Consider the following 16,960-nt stretch of genomic DNA (forward strand, 5'->3'; position numbering starts at 1 on the left):
CGGATGGTTATTTGCCGCTGTAAAGATTCAGATCGCCAAAATGCTGCTTCTGGATCGAATCATAGGTCCCATCGTCGTGAAGGGCCTGGATCGCTTTATCCAGCAAGGCCTTAAGCTCTGTATTGCCCTTGGCGATGCCGATGGCTGTTTTGGAGGGAAGATAAGGGCTCTCTACCGACGGGCTCATTTCGTATTCAGCGCCCTGAGGTGAGGTGATAAAACCCAGTTGGGCTTGAAGCGTATCCTGAAGGGATGCATCCAGCCGACCCGCTACCAGGTCGTAATACACCTGATCCTGGTTCTGATAGGACTGGATTTTTACCCCAGCTTTGTCCAGCACGGCCTTGGCGTAGGCTTCCTGGATACTGCCTTGAAAATAGCCAACTGTTTTGCCTTTGAGTGATGCCACATCTGTGTTCAGACCCGAACCTTTCTTGAACACATAGGACGTGAACCCGGAGAAAAGCTCGTTTGAAAAATCAATGGCTTTTTCGCGAGTGGCCGTCACAGTCATGGATGACAGGATGCCGTCAAACTTGCCGGCCCTGAGGCCTGGAATCAAGCCATCAAAATCGCTTTCCACCCAGATGCATTTGACTGAAAGCTTGGCGCAAATCGCGTTGCCCAGATCAATATCAAATCCCTTGAGGCTACCATCGGCGGCCTTGGACTCAAACGGTGCGTAATTGGCATCTACGCCGAAACGCAAGGTGGAGTATTCTTTGGCCGACACTGCACTTGTGCACAGCGCCAAGCCCATTACTAAATACAGCTTCTTTAGCGAAATCATAATTACATCCCTAGATATTGTAGTTTGATTAAGGGCAGTAAACATCTGACAGCATTGACCGTGACACTCATTATTATTTAGCGAGACCTGCGTCTCGACTTGAACGTTACCTGAGTACGGCGACTTTACGAATATGGCAAATTGAACGTTATCACGAGCAAAATGCTCGTCCCTCAAGCAGACACCAGCTTCATCATTAGCAAACCACTGACAATCAATACGGCAGCTACAATTCGCAACAGCGTGGCGGGTTCACCCATGAAGAAAATACCCGCCGCAAAAGCCCCCACAGCGCCGATCCCCGTCCAGATGGTGTACGCCGTACCCAGCGGCAAGCTCTTCATCGAGAAGGATAAAAGCGCAAAACTGGCAATCACGGTGATAAATGTAATGACCGTTGGCACTAATCGCGTAAACCCTTCAGATTGTTTCATCGAAAAAGCCCAAATCACTTCAAGTAAACCCGCAATGATCAAACTCATCCAAGCCATGAGTAACTCCCAAACTATAAAAACGCAAATACCGTTCGCGCCAGGCGCAACTACTATGCCAACGTTATTAAAAAGACCCCCGCGAGTACGGGGGTAAAGACGGGTTGACCAAACCCTGGTTACTTAGCGCCCGTATTCAAATCACTTGAATGTTGCGTCCAGTGCGAACGTAATATCCTTGATCAAGTCTTCTGGGTCTTCCAGTCCTACAGAAAAACGCAGATGACCGTATTGGCGGAACTCTTCGGGGTACTTGTCAAAGCCACCTCGACCCTCTGCACCTACGTGCACGATCAGCGATTCGTCATGCCCTAATGAAACGGCCGACGTGATGATGCGCAGGTTCGACACAAAGCGGTTCTGGGTATCAGGGTCACCCTCTACGGCAAATGCCATCACCGCACCATAGCCCTTTCCCGCAAATTGCCGGCGCGCCAACTTATGCTGTGGGTGGGAGGGCAAACCGGGGTAGTAGACGTAGGCAATCCGATCATCGCTGTCCAGAAACTGAGCCAACTTTTCGGCCGTGTTCAACAATTGCTTCAAGCGTAGAGGCAACGTGACCGAGCCGCGCATGATCATCCACGCGTTGAACGGCGAAATGGTCGCGCCGAGGTCAACCAATGCATCATTCTTGATCTTGTTGATCAGCGGATTGGAGCCGATCACCACCCCGCCCATGGCATCACCATGACCATTGATGTACTTGGTCAGTGAGTGAATGACGAAGTCGACGCCGTGTTGACTCGCACGGAAAAATGGAGGGGGTGTGAACGTGGCATCCACAGAGATCAGCGCGCCATGGGCGTGTGCAATCTCAGCCAATGCAGCAATGTCCGCAACTTTCGTGGTGGGGTTGGCGATCGTTTCAGTGTGGATCAGCTTGGTATTGGGGCGAATGGCGTTACGTACCGATTCCAGGTCACCGACGTCTACGAAGGTTGCCTCAATGCCGTAACGTTCAGGCAGCAGTTCGGCGAAAAGCCGCCAGACCGCCTGGTAGGTGATGTCACTGACAATGACGTGATCACCACTTTTCAAGAATGAAAAAAATACTGAATGCAACGCAGCGACACCGGTCGCGAATACAACCGCGTCTTCACACCCCTCAAGGGCTGCGAGTTTCTTCTCAAGGCAAACCTGGTTGTGGCCTTGATTGCGTGTGTACACGAGCCCGTCCGGGCTCGACCAGTCCATGGTCGCTGGATCTTCCGGCAAGAGATAGGAGTTCGCCATGACCAATGGCGTACGGACGGCGCCACTGGTGACATCCGCGACATTGCCGCCATGAACAGCCAGCGTTGCTGCAGATAATGTCGAAAGATTGTGCTTGTCGGGGCGCATTTCGTTTCCTCTTTATTGTTGTGTGGTTCATTGTTGAGTCGAGCGAGCTGTTTAGCTTCCACTCACGCCGTTTATGCAAACGACCTTGGGTTGCGTCATGTCTTCGTAAGCGAAACGTACGCCCTCACGGCCCATGCTCCCGTACTTGAAGCCGCCAAAAGGCATTGCATCAAAGCGGTAGTCGGAAGAGTCGTTGATCATCACCCCGCCCGCCTCCAGTCGTTTAGCGGCGGTCATTGCAACCTTCAGATTGCTGGTGAAGATCCCAGCATGCAGGCTGTATTCAGGTTCGTTAGCCAGTGCCAATGCTTCATCCAGGGAGGCGACGCTCTGGAGGATGACTACCGGGCTGAACACTTCTTCGCACCACAACTTGCAATGGCGGTCGACACCTTCCAGCACGGTCGGTGAATAGAGCGAGCCGTTGCGCGTATTGCCAAACAACAAGGTGGCGCCTTTGGCAATGGCGTCATTGACCACCTCTTCGGTACGCTTGGCTGACGCCTCGGTAATCATCGGCCCCACGTCCGTCTGCTCGTCAGCAGGGTTGCCGACGATCAACTGCCGGGTCTGTTCAACAAAGCGCGTTTTGAAGACTTCGTAGAGTGGGGCCTCGATGAGGATCCGCTGAGTACCGATGCAGTTTTGACCCGCTGCCCAGAAGGCGCCCGACACGCATGAGTCGACTGTTTCATCCAAATCACAATCAGCCATCACGATGACCGGTGCGTTACCGCCAAGATCCATCGCCAGCTTCTTGAGGCCGGCTGTGCGAGCGATCTGCTCACCGGTGACAAAGCCGCCCGTGAACGACACCATGCGCACCGCACGGTGGGCCACAAGAGCCTTGCCCAGCGCGGCGCCGCCTGTAGCGACTGTGACGACAGCCGGAGGCAGGCCCGCATCAATCAAACACTCTACCAACTTGATCGCTGACAGCGGTGTGAGCTCAGACGGTTTGAGAACGACCGCATTTCCCCCTGCGATGGCAGGTCCCAATTTATGCGCAACCAGATTAAGCGGGTCGTTGTAAGGGGTGATGGCGACGATTACGCCCAACGCTTCACGCGTGAACCACCCCTGACGGGATTCAGACCCGACATAGGCATCAAAAGGGATGACTTCACCGGCATTACGCTTGGCTTCTTCGGCAGACAACTTCAAGGTGTTGACGCAGCGCAACACCTCCTTTCGCGCCTGCTTCAGTGTTTTTCCCGACTCCGCGACGATCAGTTTGGCAAAGGCGTCCTTGTCACGCTCGACTGAGCCTGCGGCTTTTTCCAATATGCGCGCGCGTTCATGTCGCGGCAGATCCTTGGCAATCAAAGCACCCGAAATAGCGGTGTCGACTATCGTGGTGGCTGATGATGCAGGTATGTCTGCCACTTCACCCACCTTGCTGCCGTCAAACGGGCTGAGCACCGTAATGGCCTTATAATCAGCAGCGAGCGAGAGACTCAAGCTATTCATGATTACTTACCTGACGTGGTTTTGTGGTTGTGAATGCTCACGATATCGGCGAGCAATGCGAAGGCGGTTTCAAAACGACCTGCCCCTGCCCCCACTACGGTGACGGGACCGAGAATGGCGGTACTGAACGTGATTGCGTTGGTGGCTCCGCTCACTGCTGAGAGTGCGTCGCTCGATGGCAATAGCTGTGGACTCACCGAGGCCGAAATCGAGCCATCGCTCCGTTTCTCTGCACTGCCAATCAGCTTCCAACGGGCATTCACTTTCGTTGCCTCGGCGATATCCTTGGCCGTGATTTCAGAGATCCCTTTGCACAAGACATCGCTTGGTTTGAGTTTTGCGCCCAGTAGTTCATTGGCGAGGATGACGACCTTCAAGCGCACATCGTGCCCTTCTACATCCGCTGTTGGATCGGCTTCGGCATAACCCAACTCCTGGGCTTTTGCGACAGCACTCGAGAAGTCCAACCCCGTCTCCATGCTGGAGAGGACAAAGTTTGACGTGCCGTTGAGGATCCCTTTGAAGCCGGTGATTTCCGAGCCTGCCAGTGACTCCTTGGCCAAACGGATAACCGGGGTTCCGCTCATGACAGAACCTTCAAATTCAAAGCGGGCACCGGCACTATCGGCCAGCGTCTTCAAGCTTTGCGCATGCAGCGCCACGGGCCCTTTGTTGGTGGTCACGACACTGACGCCCTTCTCCAACGCCCAGCGACAGAAGGTAGTAGCCGGCTCACCATCCACAGGATTGGTGAAGGTTGCTTCAGCCACAATATCCGCACCTGAGAAACGGATGACGGTTTCGTTCGCCGGTTCAGCACTACCGCCGGGTAGCGTCCTGAAGCCGCCTTTAGCAGCAGGTACTGCAGCCAATTCATGAGCATCCAAGCCGTCTTTGTTAATGATTGAGCCGAGGTAAAGGTCACTGACACCGACAATCTTCAACGTGAAACCTAACTCATCGGCCCAGCGCGAATTCTTATCGGCAATAAGCTGAGTCAGTGCGCGGTTAACACCACCAAAACCAAGCAACGCAATTTTGTATTCAGTCACGACAGGATTCTCATTGTTATGTTGTGGTGCGGAGATAGTAATCCGCCAACTTAACTTTACGAATATGGCAAACAGAACATTGTTACGAGCAAAATGCTCGCACAACGGTACAACTTGCTACTTTGTGCTGGATAGCACAAAAGATGTCACGGTATTCAGGACACCCGGCAGCGCAGAAATCTCACTCCATACCCTGTGGATGCGATCTGCATTCATCGCCTGAACCGTCAACACAATATCGAGGTCACCACTCATCACATTGCAGGAAATGACTTCAGGCATTGCCCCGACGGAGCGAACAACTTCTGAATCCCGCATACGGTCCTGACGATAAACAAAGATCAACGCATTAATGGGCCCTACATCGGCTGAGGGTATACCTTTAATAATTGTGTACCCCCGGACATAACCATCGCGCTCCAATCGCTCAATCCGAAGCCTGACTGCGTTCCTGGACAAATTAACTTTCACGGCAATATCATTGTGGGCCAACCGTGCATTTCGGGTGAGTTCTTCCAAAATTTTCTCATCAACTTTATCTAAAACACGTTTCATCTCTGGCTCCGAACTTATAACGAGTGAGACTCCGTGTCTTTGGATAAGGCCCTGACCAGCGAGGTCAGCGCCCCGATGTCGTTAGGAATTGAAGTACAGTCTTGTTCGGTGGATGCAGGAGCGCCGCCTGTATTCAGGTGGCCGAAAATCTCCGACTTATCGGTTGCAGCGCCAATCTTCGAGGGATGCGTCGTCGCCAGGCTAATCATGGGGATCAGCAAGCTGCGCCTGCTCACGCGCGCAGCGCGCAAGCCGATAGCGGTATTGGGGCTGACGAGATACCCACTCTGTGCAAAGACCTCATGAATACAACTGAATGCATCCGCATCGTCCACAGCCAGTGAGTCAAACAATTTACGCGCCTCCAACCATTCATCCTGCTCTAAGTGGATGGTGCCCTCTCCTTCTAAAAGCTGCATATTACGAGCTACTTTTTCTCCACATCGATTTAAAATACTCCACTGCAAGCGCTCAAAATTAGAGGCCAATGAAACATTCATAGTGGGAGTTTTTGTAGTGCGAATCTCATTTCGACTGTACAGATTCGATTGGAGAAAGTGATGCAGGCCGGCGTTGGCATTCGTGGCAACGATTAGCTGTCGAATGGGCAGCCCCATTTGTTTGGCAATATAACCAGCGTACAGGGCGCCAAAATTCCCGGTCGGCACACTGAAAGCAACTTGTCTTTTAGGCGCGCCGAGCTGAAGGGCGGAATAGAAATAGAAGGACAGGTGCGCAAGTACACGAACCCAATGCACTGAGTTGAACGAAACAAGATGCTGCTGCGCATCATTATTTTGTTTTAAGAACTGCTCACACAAACGATGGCAATCAGAATAATCTCCGGCGATCTCAATATTGATTACATTACCTTCTTCCACACTCAGTAAGCGCCGGCGATCCTCCGCCGTTAGTTCCTTGGAAGGATGCAACACCAACAAAGTAACGCCCGTCATTCCCGAAAATGCTTTTATTGCAGCTGCTCCAGTATCTCCGCCTGTGCAACCTACAATCAGAGCCTTCTTCCCAGACTTCAGTAAATCGTGATTGATAAAACGAGACATTAATTGAAGACCAAAGTCTTGATAGGCGCCTGAAGGCCCATGAAACAACTCCAGTAGCCACTCGTTACTTGCCGTCTGGTAAAGCGGTGCCACTGCGTTGTTTGTAAAACAATCAAAGGTGTCCTCAAGCATCCGAGATAGCTGATCCTGCTCGACCCATCCCCCCAAAAATGGCTCGATGACATGGCGAGCCAATTCGTGAAAGGGCAGCCACTCAAGTTTTGAGAGCTCCTCCTTTTTGAAACGGGGCACCTTGCGCGGCACGTACAAGCCACCGTCAGGCGCATACGACCCCATCAGGACCTCGCTGAATTCAAATGTTCTACCAGGCGTCCGTGTGCTGACGTACTTCATGGTCCAAGACACCCTCAAGCCATTTTCGAGCGGCTCACCCTCAAGGTGATGCTCTGTGGAATTCAATGCGGCAGTTTTTAATCGCCTTCGATCAAGCTTCACTCCATTGACCATTAAAGTCAATATAGTGACTATCGTATCTCTTCAACGGTATTCCGTTCCGTTGCACGACAACGCCTTTGTCCTTGCTCTTGTGGTGCGCCCAAGGGCCGCCGACGCTTAGAAAATGGGAGAAAATCATGTGTGCCAAGAACCTGCTGCACTCGCTTTATCAGTACAAGGCATGGTCTGAGGAGGCGCTTTTCAGTTGCTTGAAAGCGCCCATAGCAAAGTCCTTTCCGATGGAAATGGAGGAAGCCTGCTACTGGCTCAGGCACATCAATATCGTGGACCAGTTGTTCATCGCCAGACTGCAAGGAAAACCGGAGGAGTTTGACGACGTCGTCACTGAGCAACGGCAAGACATTTGCCAGCTGGAAGAGGCATTTACAAAGGCAAATCAATGGTTTGTTGACTATACGAAATCAGTCACTGCAACGGAGCTGTCTGACCCGGTAGCGTTTATCTTCAAGGACGGCAAACCCGGCAACATGACCAGGGAGCAAATCCTCGCTCATGTCCTTTCTCATGGCCTGCAGCATCGAGGGGGTGTTGGCACGATCCTGCCAAGGGAGATTCTGGAGGGGCACCAGGATCATTTCACAACGTTTTTGAAGCTGTAGATATCGCAACATCTGCCTCATCCGCCACGGGTGAGGCAGAATATCCTTGCCAATATTCAGCTCAATTCAAGCGCTTCAATCACCGCAGCAATTTGCTCACGCCCTTCCCCATCAATGGTTCTGAGCGGCAGGGGCACACTCGCAGAGTGAGTAAACCCGCGAAGCTCCGCCGCTGTTGCTATCACGCGAAAACTACCGCCAAATTGGCTGAATAAAGCCCAGAGCGGCTTCAAGGATTCGGATAGCCGCGTGGCTTCTAAGGCGTCACCTGACAATGCTGCTCGCGTGATGGCGAGCGCTGTATTGGGGAACAATCCGCCCATGACCGAATACCAGGCATCGCAACCGGCATTCATTCCAACAGCAGCAGACGCATCGCCGCTTATTCCGATAGTCACGTGACTCGGAATCAATTTTCGCAGGCGCTCCACGCGCTCCTTGGCCAGGTACGGCGCCTCGGGGACACCGGGGATTTTGATTGACCTGACATTGGGTAGCTCTGCAATACGCCTGTGTAACTCATCGCTAAATTCAAAATGGGTGGTGCCAGGATTGTCATAGACACACAGTGGGACTGAGATGTTGGCCGAAACCATTTCGTACATCGAAAAAACATCGTCCTGAGTCAGTTTTTGATACGACACGGGCGGCAGCAACAAGGCTTGGACGCCCACGGCTTGCGCATCCTCAGCCAACAGCAAAACGTCGCGTGTACGCAGCGCACCGATGCTAACCATCACCGGCACATCTTCTGCGGCCTCTACTGCCAACTGTGCAACTCGAAAACGTTCGGCGCGAGAGAGATAGGCATAACTTCCGGTGGATCCGAGTGCCCCGATGGAATCTACTTTCGCCGCCACCAGTTGCTGCACAAGACGGGCAAAAGCAATTTCGTCCACACCCTGCTCATCCATAGGCGTCAGAGGAAATGCACTAAGGCCGGTAAACATGGTCATCACTCCTTGCAGTGGTCTGTCGACCATTTGGCCCCGGGACCAATCAGTGAGCTTTCGATCTGGGCGCCGGGCATCATTTGCTGCAAACCCTCGATCAGTTTGTCCCCTGCTTCCGTCAAGGCTTCAAGGGGCATCGCCGGCAAACTTTCCAGAATGAACCACATGCACTTCGCGTCAGCACCGAGACGGGTCCTCACACCTTGCCGCCAATTCCAGCGACGGCAGGTCACGCCTTTGTCATCGCGCCAGACAACCTCGCCGGGGTCTGGATATTCGAAAGCAGGAGCGCCCTCTTTCATGGTGTCAAAAGGCTCGGTGCCATCTGCGACTACCAGCCGTGGGGAGCCCACATACGCTTCAATGTTTTCCCCGCCAACAGGGATGGCGTACTCAATACTGATTGCGTTGTAGAGATCGACGATGGGATCCAGGCTAGGCAAGCTTCCGTCACGTAAAACCCGTTTACGCAGCGCCTCAGCTGAACAAGGCGTGCGTTGCGGCTTGGCCCCAAACTTTCGGAATGTCTCCGCCCATGCGGCCAGATGAGCTTCACCCCAGCTTGGCCCACCTTCCTGAACAGCCTTGCAAGCACGGTCCAGCGCGGCCTGAGCTACCTCAGGATTGGCCAGTGGCGCAGCTCCCACCACAATGCTCAGGGCTCTGAACTCCGGAGCCAATTCTGCAACGGCTTGATCGATCAACGGCAGTACGGACAGCATCAAAAACCTCCAGGAATCCAAATGTCATTTCATGCTAGTCAGTGGCGACCAATAAAGTCAATATAATGACCAATATCATCTACTATAACGCGTGTGCAGATTGACGGGGCGATTGGTAAAGGCCGAGAATCCCCACACATTTTTTCTCATGACCCTCATCAATGACCACGAATACCAGCCTGTCGACTACCCCTGGTGCTGACGCTCAAGCCGTCAGCCTGGCCGTCGCGCGCACGCTCAAACAGGCGCGCAAAGCACAGAAGATCACGTTGGATGAGCTTTCTCGCCGCTCAGGGGTGAGCAAAGGAATGGTCGTCGAAATAGAGAAATGTACGGCGAACCCCAGTATCGGCATCCTTTGCAAAATCGCCGCCGCGCTGGGCCTGTCCGTTGCAGACATCGTCAATGTGACCGAAGCCCCATCCGCCCATATCATCGACAGTCAAGACATCCCCACGCTCTGGACCGGGGACCTGGGAGGAACGGCGCGGCTTCTGGCGGGAACGTCCGGTCCTAATATGATCGAGCTGTGGCGTTGGGAAATGCACCCAGGCGAATCTTTCGCTTCACAGGGGCATCCTCAGGGCACGCTTGAGCTGTTTCATGTGGAGAAAGGCACGCTGAAATGCGTGGTAGGGGAAACAGAGCTGGTCATCCCTGCGGGGAGTTCGGCAGTGGCCAAAACCGATGTACCTCACTCCTATTCCAATGCCGGCAGATCCAAGTTGGTGTTCACCATGTCCGTGACGGAGATGCATCAATAGATATCCGGTGGACTGGCAGCCAGTGAACATCTGCAAGGCGGGCGAACCATCCAATTTCAAAAAAGCGGTGCCACCGAAAGCCATCAAGTCCCACGCAGGATGATGCCTTGATCCGCCCGCTGACCGAACCCGGCAAATCCCCTTCCAAGTTCTGGCGCTTGAAGTATCGGCTGCATGGCAAGGAAAACCGCTTCTCCATCGGTGCTTACCCGACATCGGTCTGAAGGAAACGCGCGACATTGCCCGCGGCGCGCGCCGCGATGTGGCTAACTATTCGGAAACCTGCGGTTTACTTGCCCAGAATGTTCTTCAACGCAGCGGTATGGCCGGCCGGGTCGTTTTCGCTGGACATCACTTCGATGATGGTGATCTTCTGATCGTTCATCGTCATCAACGAGGCCATCAGTAGTTTCAGGCCGTTGAAATCGTCGGTGCCGTCCAGGCGGTATATCTTCAAGCCGTTCACCTGAATGGTCTTCTCGCTAGTCATGCGAAAGTTGGGTGACGCGGCTTGCTGCTTTTCCTTCAAGGTATCCACGGCAAGGCGAAACGCAGCGTCCGGGGTAGTGCCCGCAGTCGGCGTCGGACCTTCGGTAACGATGATGGCCTGCTCGCTTTTCGGATCGAAGTACATCGTGCCGCCGTTTTCGCTGTTCAAGGTACGGGCCTCGACGCCTTTCAGCATGAACTTCAGCTTGCCGCCTGCCAGGGACACCGATTGGGTGTCCGATTCCGCCGTAGCAGTTTTTTCAGGCGAGGCAGCAACTGCCATGGTAGCCCCGCCGCTCAAGGCAGCAAGCACGCACAAGGAACGGGTCCAGCCCAACAGCAAATGCTTCGACATTGATAGCGCCTTTATTTTCAGGCCGTCGAATACCGACGGCCTGTCGTGCGAACAGCCTAGCTTACTTGCCTGCTCACTTGCCCAGATGTTGTTCACACCCGCAGCATATTTGCGGTCATGGGATTGATACCCTTCGCGAGGAGCGCCCGGGCTTCATCACGCAAGGTGCGTGCTTCACGCAGACCAATCTCAGGATAGGTGCCCAAGGAGATGCGCTTCTGCTTGCCGAGCCGGTAGTAGCGCAGATGGGGTACATGCGTTTGCTGCTGAAAACCTAGGACAAGTTTGGATTCTGGCAGCGGGCATCGAGGGAGGTGATTTATGCGTTCTTCATCGGGTCACTGCCACTCCTGGCCACCACCTCACCAGAAGAGGTGAGCGTTTTGGTGATTTACATTTGCGCCACTTGAGATCCGTCAGTTCGTGTGGCCAACGCCTCACGGCAAGCGCATCATTATCGCACCTAACGCAATCGGTAAATCATTGTTGGGTGCAAATTAGAAAGAACCCAGGGGGGCACTTGGCCTTGACGCTGCCCCCTACGACAAAGAAGTAAGACTCACATAGAAGGTTCAGACCATGGAAGTAGTCCTGCTCGCCCACATCACATTTAACCGAATAGGCTCGGCCAGTGGCGGAGGCTTTCAAAGCCAACGCCAGGTCAAGTTTTCCGCTGAGCTACCAGACACCGACCAATCGCCAAAGGGCAGTTCTTCGAGCTTCAGGCGGTAGAAGACAGAGATGTCACACCCTATGTCTCATCTCGGCGGGCTAAGTAGTTCGCATATCGACTCATCGAACCACCAGGGATTTGCAGACTGAGTCGCCATCGCCCGCAAAAATGACATTAACGCAGCGCATGCCCACGCTAAAAGGAATAACGCACAGCATTGATCCACCGGCTTTGTTCATCAAAATAACCGAAGCTGCGCTGACTTCCCTCGAATATGTCCACACCCGTACGTAGCTGCCAGTGAGCATCAACGTCGTACCGCATTTCCAAAGAAGCATATTGCGCATCCAGGCGCAGGTCCTGCGCAACGTAAGCGGTGAGGTAAAGCCGGCCCTGCCACAGCTCGCGGCGTACCGCCAAGCTGATCATTTGCGTGCGATCCTGATCGACGGCATGCGCCACGGCATCCTTCCAGACGTTGTAGTACTGCATGCCGAAGAACCAGTCCCCACTCAAGTAATCCACGCCCAGCAGCAATTGCTTCTCACGGTTCTTCTTCAGCTCAACGATGCCGGTTTGTGCCTGGGAGTAACGATAGGCATCAGGTACGAAGGCCGCTTCCCCCTTGAATACCACCGGCCCTATCGGCATCGCGAATGAGCCGCCAAGCAGTGTGCGACGCTTCAGTGCTTCTCGATAACTCAGGCCAGCGGGTGTCAGCCGGGCGGAGTAGGTCTCTTCAGTCTGCCAGCCGTGCCAGCCATTCAGGGAGTAGTCCACCCCATGGGCGTTGCCGCTCCAACGCAAGGCGGGTGTCCAGTCGGAAGGTTTACGCCAATCCGGACCATCCGCTTCGGTTTGAGGGATATTGCCCAAATAATCGCTGACCCTGGTTTCAGCAAAACGGGCACCGCTATCGGGAAGGAGGTCCGTACGCGTCTGGGGGATCAACAGCAGTTGTAAGGATTGATCCTGGAATACCGAGCATTCACTGTTGAGCATGGCCAATGGGCGTCGTTGCTGGACATAGTCGCCGAAATAGCCTTCGCGACGGTCAAACGCATGGATCACGTCCAGGACCCTGAGCCGGTCAGCGCTGCCCCAGACGACTTGTTGTATCCCCAGCGTGGAGGTACATCGTTCGCCTTGGTATTCAGCGAAGAGTTCACGGGGCTCGACTTCGTGATAGTCGCCGTCCAGTTTATTTTCCTGCAAAGCCCTGACTTGCAACTTGTAGCGCCAGCCAGATGCATCCTGCCAGCTCCCCCCCAACAATGCGGAGTACTCGTTGAGCCCCCACTCGCCTTCGCGGGTCAACGCCTGTCGGGTTTCCAGACGACCATTGAAATCGAGCGCGTCGAGAGCGGCGCCGTAACAGACATTACTCAGTATCGCTAATGCAAGGCCAACCTTCACTGCCGGTACTTTCATAGGCTCACCTGTGAGGCAAGCAAAGGGTCGATCTCGCGCTCTTCACCGGGCTGGATGCAATCCTGAAGACCTGCATCAATCGTTGCCCAATCGCTTGAGTAATTCGTTTTTCTGATAGGTAAACGTGTTCTTTCCCACGCGTGCAGCGCCCTCTCCAGTCGATAGTCCACCCAACGGCGACAGAATTCATCCAGCGGTTGCGACGAGAGCATCAACCAGGCAGCACATTCCCCCAACCTGAGCGTACCCGCAGATAAACGCGAGGCGGACACCTCTTCGGCGGTCCACTCCAGGATTCGTGCTCGGGTAATTTCGCCATGGGCAGTCTGGTCAAGGTAGGCGATGACCGTGCTGGGTTGTTCCAGCACGCGCTGGCCGATGAAAGCCGCCAGCGTTTCCGAAGGCCCTTCGAATAAACGCGTAATACGAGCGTCGCGCCAGAGTTGTCCAATGGGATTGTTATCGCAATAGCCGCGAGCCCCTAGCATCTGCAGCGCGCTATCACTGACCTCCCCAAGCACCTCGCTGGCCAACCACTTCGTCGCTGCCAGGACCTCGGGGGGAGCGTCAGGTAAGCCCTGATCCAGTCGTAGCGCCAGGTCATCGACCCAATTACCAATTGCAGTCGCTGCACAGAGCGCGTCATCAACCACACGTTGAGTATGCTCATGATCCCAAAGACGGTGACCGCCCAGGCTACGTCGGGTGCTATAGCGGATCATCAACTGAACACACCGCCATAACCCACCGACACAGGTAGCGGCAATTCCCAGCCGGCCGAACGCCATCGTGTCGCTGGCCACAGCCAGGCCTGCATAGGCACTTCCCAGGACTCGGTCCTGGTTGACCAGCGCAGCTTCAAAATGCAGTTGGTTCTGCACCATGCCTTTGAGGCCAAGCGTCATCGCTTCGCTACCCTGGCGCATACCTTGTTGCTCTGCATCTACACAGAGTCCCAAATAGCCGAGCTCACGCCCTTGGTCATCAATATGCCGGGCGAATACCGAAATGACGCCCGCCCATGCAGCCGAACCTGACCAGGACTTAGTCCCATCAAGCCTGAACACATTGCCTTCACGTTGCGCGCAGGCCGCCATGCCCAACGGGTTGGAGCCCGCCACCCGCTCAGTCAACGCAAACGCGGCGAGCATTCGACCATTCGCCAGTTGCGGCAGGTACCGCTCTTTGATGGCTGGCGCCGCGAAGCGTTGAATAGGACGGATACCCAGCCCGTTGTTGAGACCGATAAAAAAAGCCAAGGTCAGATCAATGGCGCCCAATTGACGCTGTACTCGCAGCAATTCGAAGTTGGACAAGCACAACCGGCCGCCATAGTCGGCGGGCACCTGCATTCCCAGTAAACCCCGGTTCCCGACTGCCAGCACCAAGTGCGGCGGCAGGCAACGGCGCTCATCCATGAGGCGAAAGTCCAGGCGTTTCGCCCAGTCCTGCAACCATGCATTCAACTCAGTCACAGCAGGCGTGTCCTGCCGTGCTTGAGGATCAAGCATCATCCATGCATTCAACGACTAATCTCCTATCGACTCGTCAACCAGCTTGCAGCCTCATGGACCATATGCTCCAGTGATTGTGTCGGCGCGAAGCCTAATTGCCGACGAGCCTTGTCACTTCTGTAATGAACCTGCCTGCCCAGCAACGCAACGACATCGGCCGAGAGCCTAAGGGGTATTCTCGTGAGCAATACGTCCAACGGCCGCAAAAGGGCGACGATCCATCCCAATGTGCGAGGCTGCCAACGCGGTGCTTCGACGGCCATCGCAGCGGCCATGCAGGTGAATAATTCGAGATAGCTGACGTTATGAGCATTCAGGATATATCGCTCCCCGCTCTTGCCTTTGGCCATGACGGCCAGCAGCCCCCTCACCAGATCTTGCGCGCCGATGACCGCAATGCCGCCGGGTGGGATAAACGGCAGGCGTCGAAGCTGCAGATCAAGCATGACCTTGCCCCATCCATGCAGCACATCGCAGTTGGAGGCGATGACCGCAGAGGGACACGCAATGACAATATCCATGCCCGACGCACAGAAACTACGGACCTGATCTTCTGCATCACGCTTGCTGTGCATATAGGCCAGCCGAAATGCATCGCCGTTATAGATCATTGACTCGTCCGCTTCCTCGGCCGGATAGCCAACGGCAGCAATGGACGATACGTGCAAGATGCGCTCGACCCCCGCGTCGCGAGCGGCCCGCAGCAAATTCACCGTTCCCTGCACGTTGACCGCAAACATACGCTTGCGCTCGCACTCGTAAGGCAGCGCCAAACCGGCGGCATGGTAGATCTGTGTGACGCCTTCAAGCGCGGACCCGAGGCTGACGGGATCCAGAAGATCGCCTTCGCGCCAGACCAAACCTTCGCGCAGGCTCTGCAACGCTGCGGCTGGATCGTTCGGCAAGACCAGCACTGCCACGTTCTCACCCTGTTCCAGCAGCTCCCGCACGATATGACTGCCCAGGCATCCACTGGCGCCGGTGACCAGAATCATTGAGCGCCCTGCGCAGCCAGAGCCAAGGAAACATTAAGGCCACCAAACGCGAAGGAGTTTTTCAGCCACGCTTTCACATTGGCCTCGCGCGCGCCCCCGATCACATAGTCCAAGTCGCACTCGGCATCCTGCCCCAGGTAATTGAGGGTTCCGGGAATCTGATTGTGTATCGAGCTCATAAGCCCCCCAATCAACTCGACCACGCCCGCAGCGCCCATCAGATGACCTATCGAGGACTTGACGGATGACACGCCCAGCGAAGGCGCATGAGCGCCGAATACTTGTTTGATCGCCGCCGTTTCGCACCGGTCATTGAGTAAAGTGCCGGTGCCATGGGCGTTGATGTAACTGAATGCCTCGACGGGCAAGCAGCTGTCGGCAATGGCCTGGCGCATGGCCTGAGCAGGGCCTTCCACGGATGGCTTGAGTAGGTCGCCAGCGTCACTGTTGACCCCATACCCCAATACGTGAGCCAGTATCGGTGCGCCGCGCGCTCGGGCATGCGCCAGGGTCTCCAGAACCAATACACCGCCCCCCTCGCCCAGCACCATGCCACGCCGGCCAACGGAAAATGGCCGGCAGGTATCGGGGGCCATGGCTCGCAACGCCTCCCACGCTTTCCAGACCAGTGCGTTAAGACATGCGTCAGTACCACCTGCCATCACCAGGTCTGCATCACCGCATCGCAACAACCGATAAGCCTCGCCAATCGCCTGTGTGGAAGAGGCACACGCGGTACTGACGGTGAGCGCCGGGCCCTTGAAACCGTATTTTAGGCTTATGTGACTGGCTGCGGCATTCGCCATGACCCGGGGCACCGTCCACGGCGCGAGTGTAGCGCTGCCGGCCTGATAGAGATCCAGATAGGCGCTGTGCAACGACTCGCTGCCACCCACGGCGGTGCCCATGTAGACCGCGCACCTGTAGGGGTCAACCGTTGCCGGGTTCAGACCGGCCATGGCCAGCGCCTCTGCCGCTGACAGCAGTGCAAACTGACTCGCGCGGTCTAACAGTAACAACTCATTGGCCGTGAACAGGCCATCAAGTGCATCCCCCGGCAACGCCCCCGCGTTACATGTGCCGCCGACAACGTCGATCAAACGAGGCACTGGTGCGATTGCACATTGTCCTGTGGCCAACCCCTCCCAAAGACGCGCTCGACCCACACCAAACGGTGACACACACCCCGCTCCGGTGATGACAACTGTGTTCATGAAACCGC

The 16,960-nt window shown here is 55.1% G+C and carries 16 protein-coding genes and 2 pseudogenes; 3 read left to right on the plus strand and 15 right to left on the minus strand.

Annotated features, from left to right (window positions below):
* Positions 1-7: 7 nt before the first annotated feature.
* From AO356_RS27145 to thrC, 7 genes are all read right to left on the minus strand, one after another.
* Positions 8-790, minus strand: a complete 783-nt coding sequence (locus AO356_RS27145) for a transporter substrate-binding domain-containing protein (RefSeq protein WP_060742426.1) — start codon at positions 788-790, stop codon at positions 8-10.
* Positions 791-963: 173 nt separating this feature from the next.
* Positions 964-1,281: a DMT family transporter gene (locus tag AO356_RS27150; RefSeq protein ID WP_060742427.1), complete on the minus strand. Its 318-nt coding sequence runs from the start codon at positions 1,279-1,281 to the stop codon at positions 964-966.
* A 141-nt stretch (positions 1,282-1,422) separates the two neighbouring features.
* Positions 1,423-2,625, minus strand: coding sequence for a trans-sulfuration enzyme family protein (locus AO356_RS27155; RefSeq protein ID WP_060742428.1), 1,203 nt, complete (start codon positions 2,623-2,625; stop codon positions 1,423-1,425).
* A gap of 51 nt (positions 2,626-2,676) precedes the next feature.
* A complete protein-coding gene (locus AO356_RS27160) occupies positions 2,677-4,095 on the minus strand; it encodes an aldehyde dehydrogenase family protein (RefSeq protein WP_060742429.1) in 1,419 nt (472 codons plus the stop codon).
* Positions 4,096-4,097: 2 nt separating this feature from the next.
* Positions 4,098-5,147, minus strand: a complete 1,050-nt coding sequence (locus AO356_RS27165; RefSeq protein WP_007896168.1) for a homoserine dehydrogenase — start codon at positions 5,145-5,147, stop codon at positions 4,098-4,100.
* A gap of 117 nt (positions 5,148-5,264) precedes the next feature.
* Positions 5,265-5,702: an Lrp/AsnC family transcriptional regulator gene (locus tag AO356_RS27170; protein WP_060742430.1), complete on the minus strand. Its 438-nt coding sequence runs from the start codon at positions 5,700-5,702 to the stop codon at positions 5,265-5,267.
* Positions 5,703-5,716: 14 nt separating this feature from the next.
* Entirely contained in the window at positions 5,717-7,120 is a 1,404-nt protein-coding gene (gene thrC / locus AO356_RS27175; protein ID WP_060742431.1) for a threonine synthase, read from the minus strand.
* Positions 7,121-7,359: 239 nt separating this feature from the next.
* On the opposite strand from thrC, the gene AO356_RS27180 reads away from it, so the two are divergent.
* Positions 7,360-7,842: a DinB family protein gene (locus AO356_RS27180; protein ID WP_060742432.1), complete on the plus strand. Its 483-nt coding sequence runs from the start codon at positions 7,360-7,362 to the stop codon at positions 7,840-7,842.
* Positions 7,843-7,898: 56 nt separating this feature from the next.
* Here AO356_RS27180 and AO356_RS27185 read toward each other — a convergent pair whose 3' ends face one another.
* Together AO356_RS27185 and AO356_RS27190 are read right to left on the minus strand one after the other, a co-directional pair.
* Complete coding sequence (locus AO356_RS27185; protein ID WP_060743226.1) at positions 7,899-8,792, minus strand: dihydrodipicolinate synthase family protein; 894 nt, start codon at positions 8,790-8,792, stop codon at positions 7,899-7,901.
* Positions 8,793-8,797: 5 nt separating this feature from the next.
* Positions 8,798-9,517 (minus strand): B3/4 domain-containing protein, encoded by a 720-nt coding sequence (locus tag AO356_RS27190; protein ID WP_060742433.1) that lies wholly within the window; start codon positions 9,515-9,517, stop codon positions 8,798-8,800.
* Between the two features lie 161 nt (positions 9,518-9,678).
* Between AO356_RS27190 and AO356_RS27195 the strand changes: the two genes are divergently transcribed.
* Together AO356_RS27195 and AO356_RS31255 are read left to right on the plus strand one after the other, a co-directional pair.
* A complete protein-coding gene (locus AO356_RS27195; RefSeq protein WP_007896162.1) occupies positions 9,679-10,281 on the plus strand; it encodes a helix-turn-helix domain-containing protein in 603 nt (200 codons plus the stop codon).
* Positions 10,282-10,388: 107 nt separating this feature from the next.
* Positions 10,389-10,558, plus strand: a pseudogene (locus AO356_RS31255) (Arm DNA-binding domain-containing protein); the annotation flags it as partial.
* Positions 10,559-10,570: 12 nt separating this feature from the next.
* On the opposite strand, the gene AO356_RS27200 reads toward AO356_RS31255, so the two are convergent.
* The 6 genes and pseudogenes from AO356_RS27200 to AO356_RS27220 form a co-directional block, all read right to left on the minus strand.
* Positions 10,571-11,125, minus strand: coding sequence for a hypothetical protein (locus AO356_RS27200; RefSeq protein WP_060742434.1), 555 nt, complete (start codon positions 11,123-11,125; stop codon positions 10,571-10,573).
* Between the two features lie 113 nt (positions 11,126-11,238).
* Positions 11,239-11,373 (minus strand): annotated as a pseudogene (locus tag AO356_RS31260) (Arm DNA-binding domain-containing protein); the annotation flags it as partial.
* Between the two features lie 620 nt (positions 11,374-11,993).
* Positions 11,994-13,229, minus strand: a complete 1,236-nt coding sequence (locus tag AO356_RS27205) for a hypothetical protein (RefSeq protein ID WP_060742435.1) — start codon at positions 13,227-13,229, stop codon at positions 11,994-11,996.
* Positions 13,226-14,755 (minus strand): acyl-CoA dehydrogenase family protein, encoded by a 1,530-nt coding sequence (locus AO356_RS27210; RefSeq protein WP_143011713.1) that lies wholly within the window; start codon positions 14,753-14,755, stop codon positions 13,226-13,228. The genes AO356_RS27205 and AO356_RS27210 overlap by 4 nt, the downstream gene beginning before the upstream one ends.
* Positions 14,756-14,766: 11 nt before the next feature.
* Positions 14,767-15,738, minus strand: coding sequence for an SDR family NAD(P)-dependent oxidoreductase (locus tag AO356_RS27215; protein WP_060742437.1), 972 nt, complete (start codon positions 15,736-15,738; stop codon positions 14,767-14,769).
* A complete protein-coding gene (locus tag AO356_RS27220; protein WP_081015433.1) occupies positions 15,735-16,952 on the minus strand; it encodes a beta-ketoacyl-[acyl-carrier-protein] synthase family protein in 1,218 nt (405 codons plus the stop codon). The genes AO356_RS27215 and AO356_RS27220 overlap by 4 nt, the downstream gene beginning before the upstream one ends.
* Between the last annotated feature and the right edge of the window lie 8 nt (positions 16,953-16,960).

It is taken from the genome of Pseudomonas fluorescens, assembly GCF_001307275.1.
Classification (GTDB): domain Bacteria; phylum Pseudomonadota; class Gammaproteobacteria; order Pseudomonadales; family Pseudomonadaceae; genus Aquipseudomonas; species Aquipseudomonas fluorescens_AA.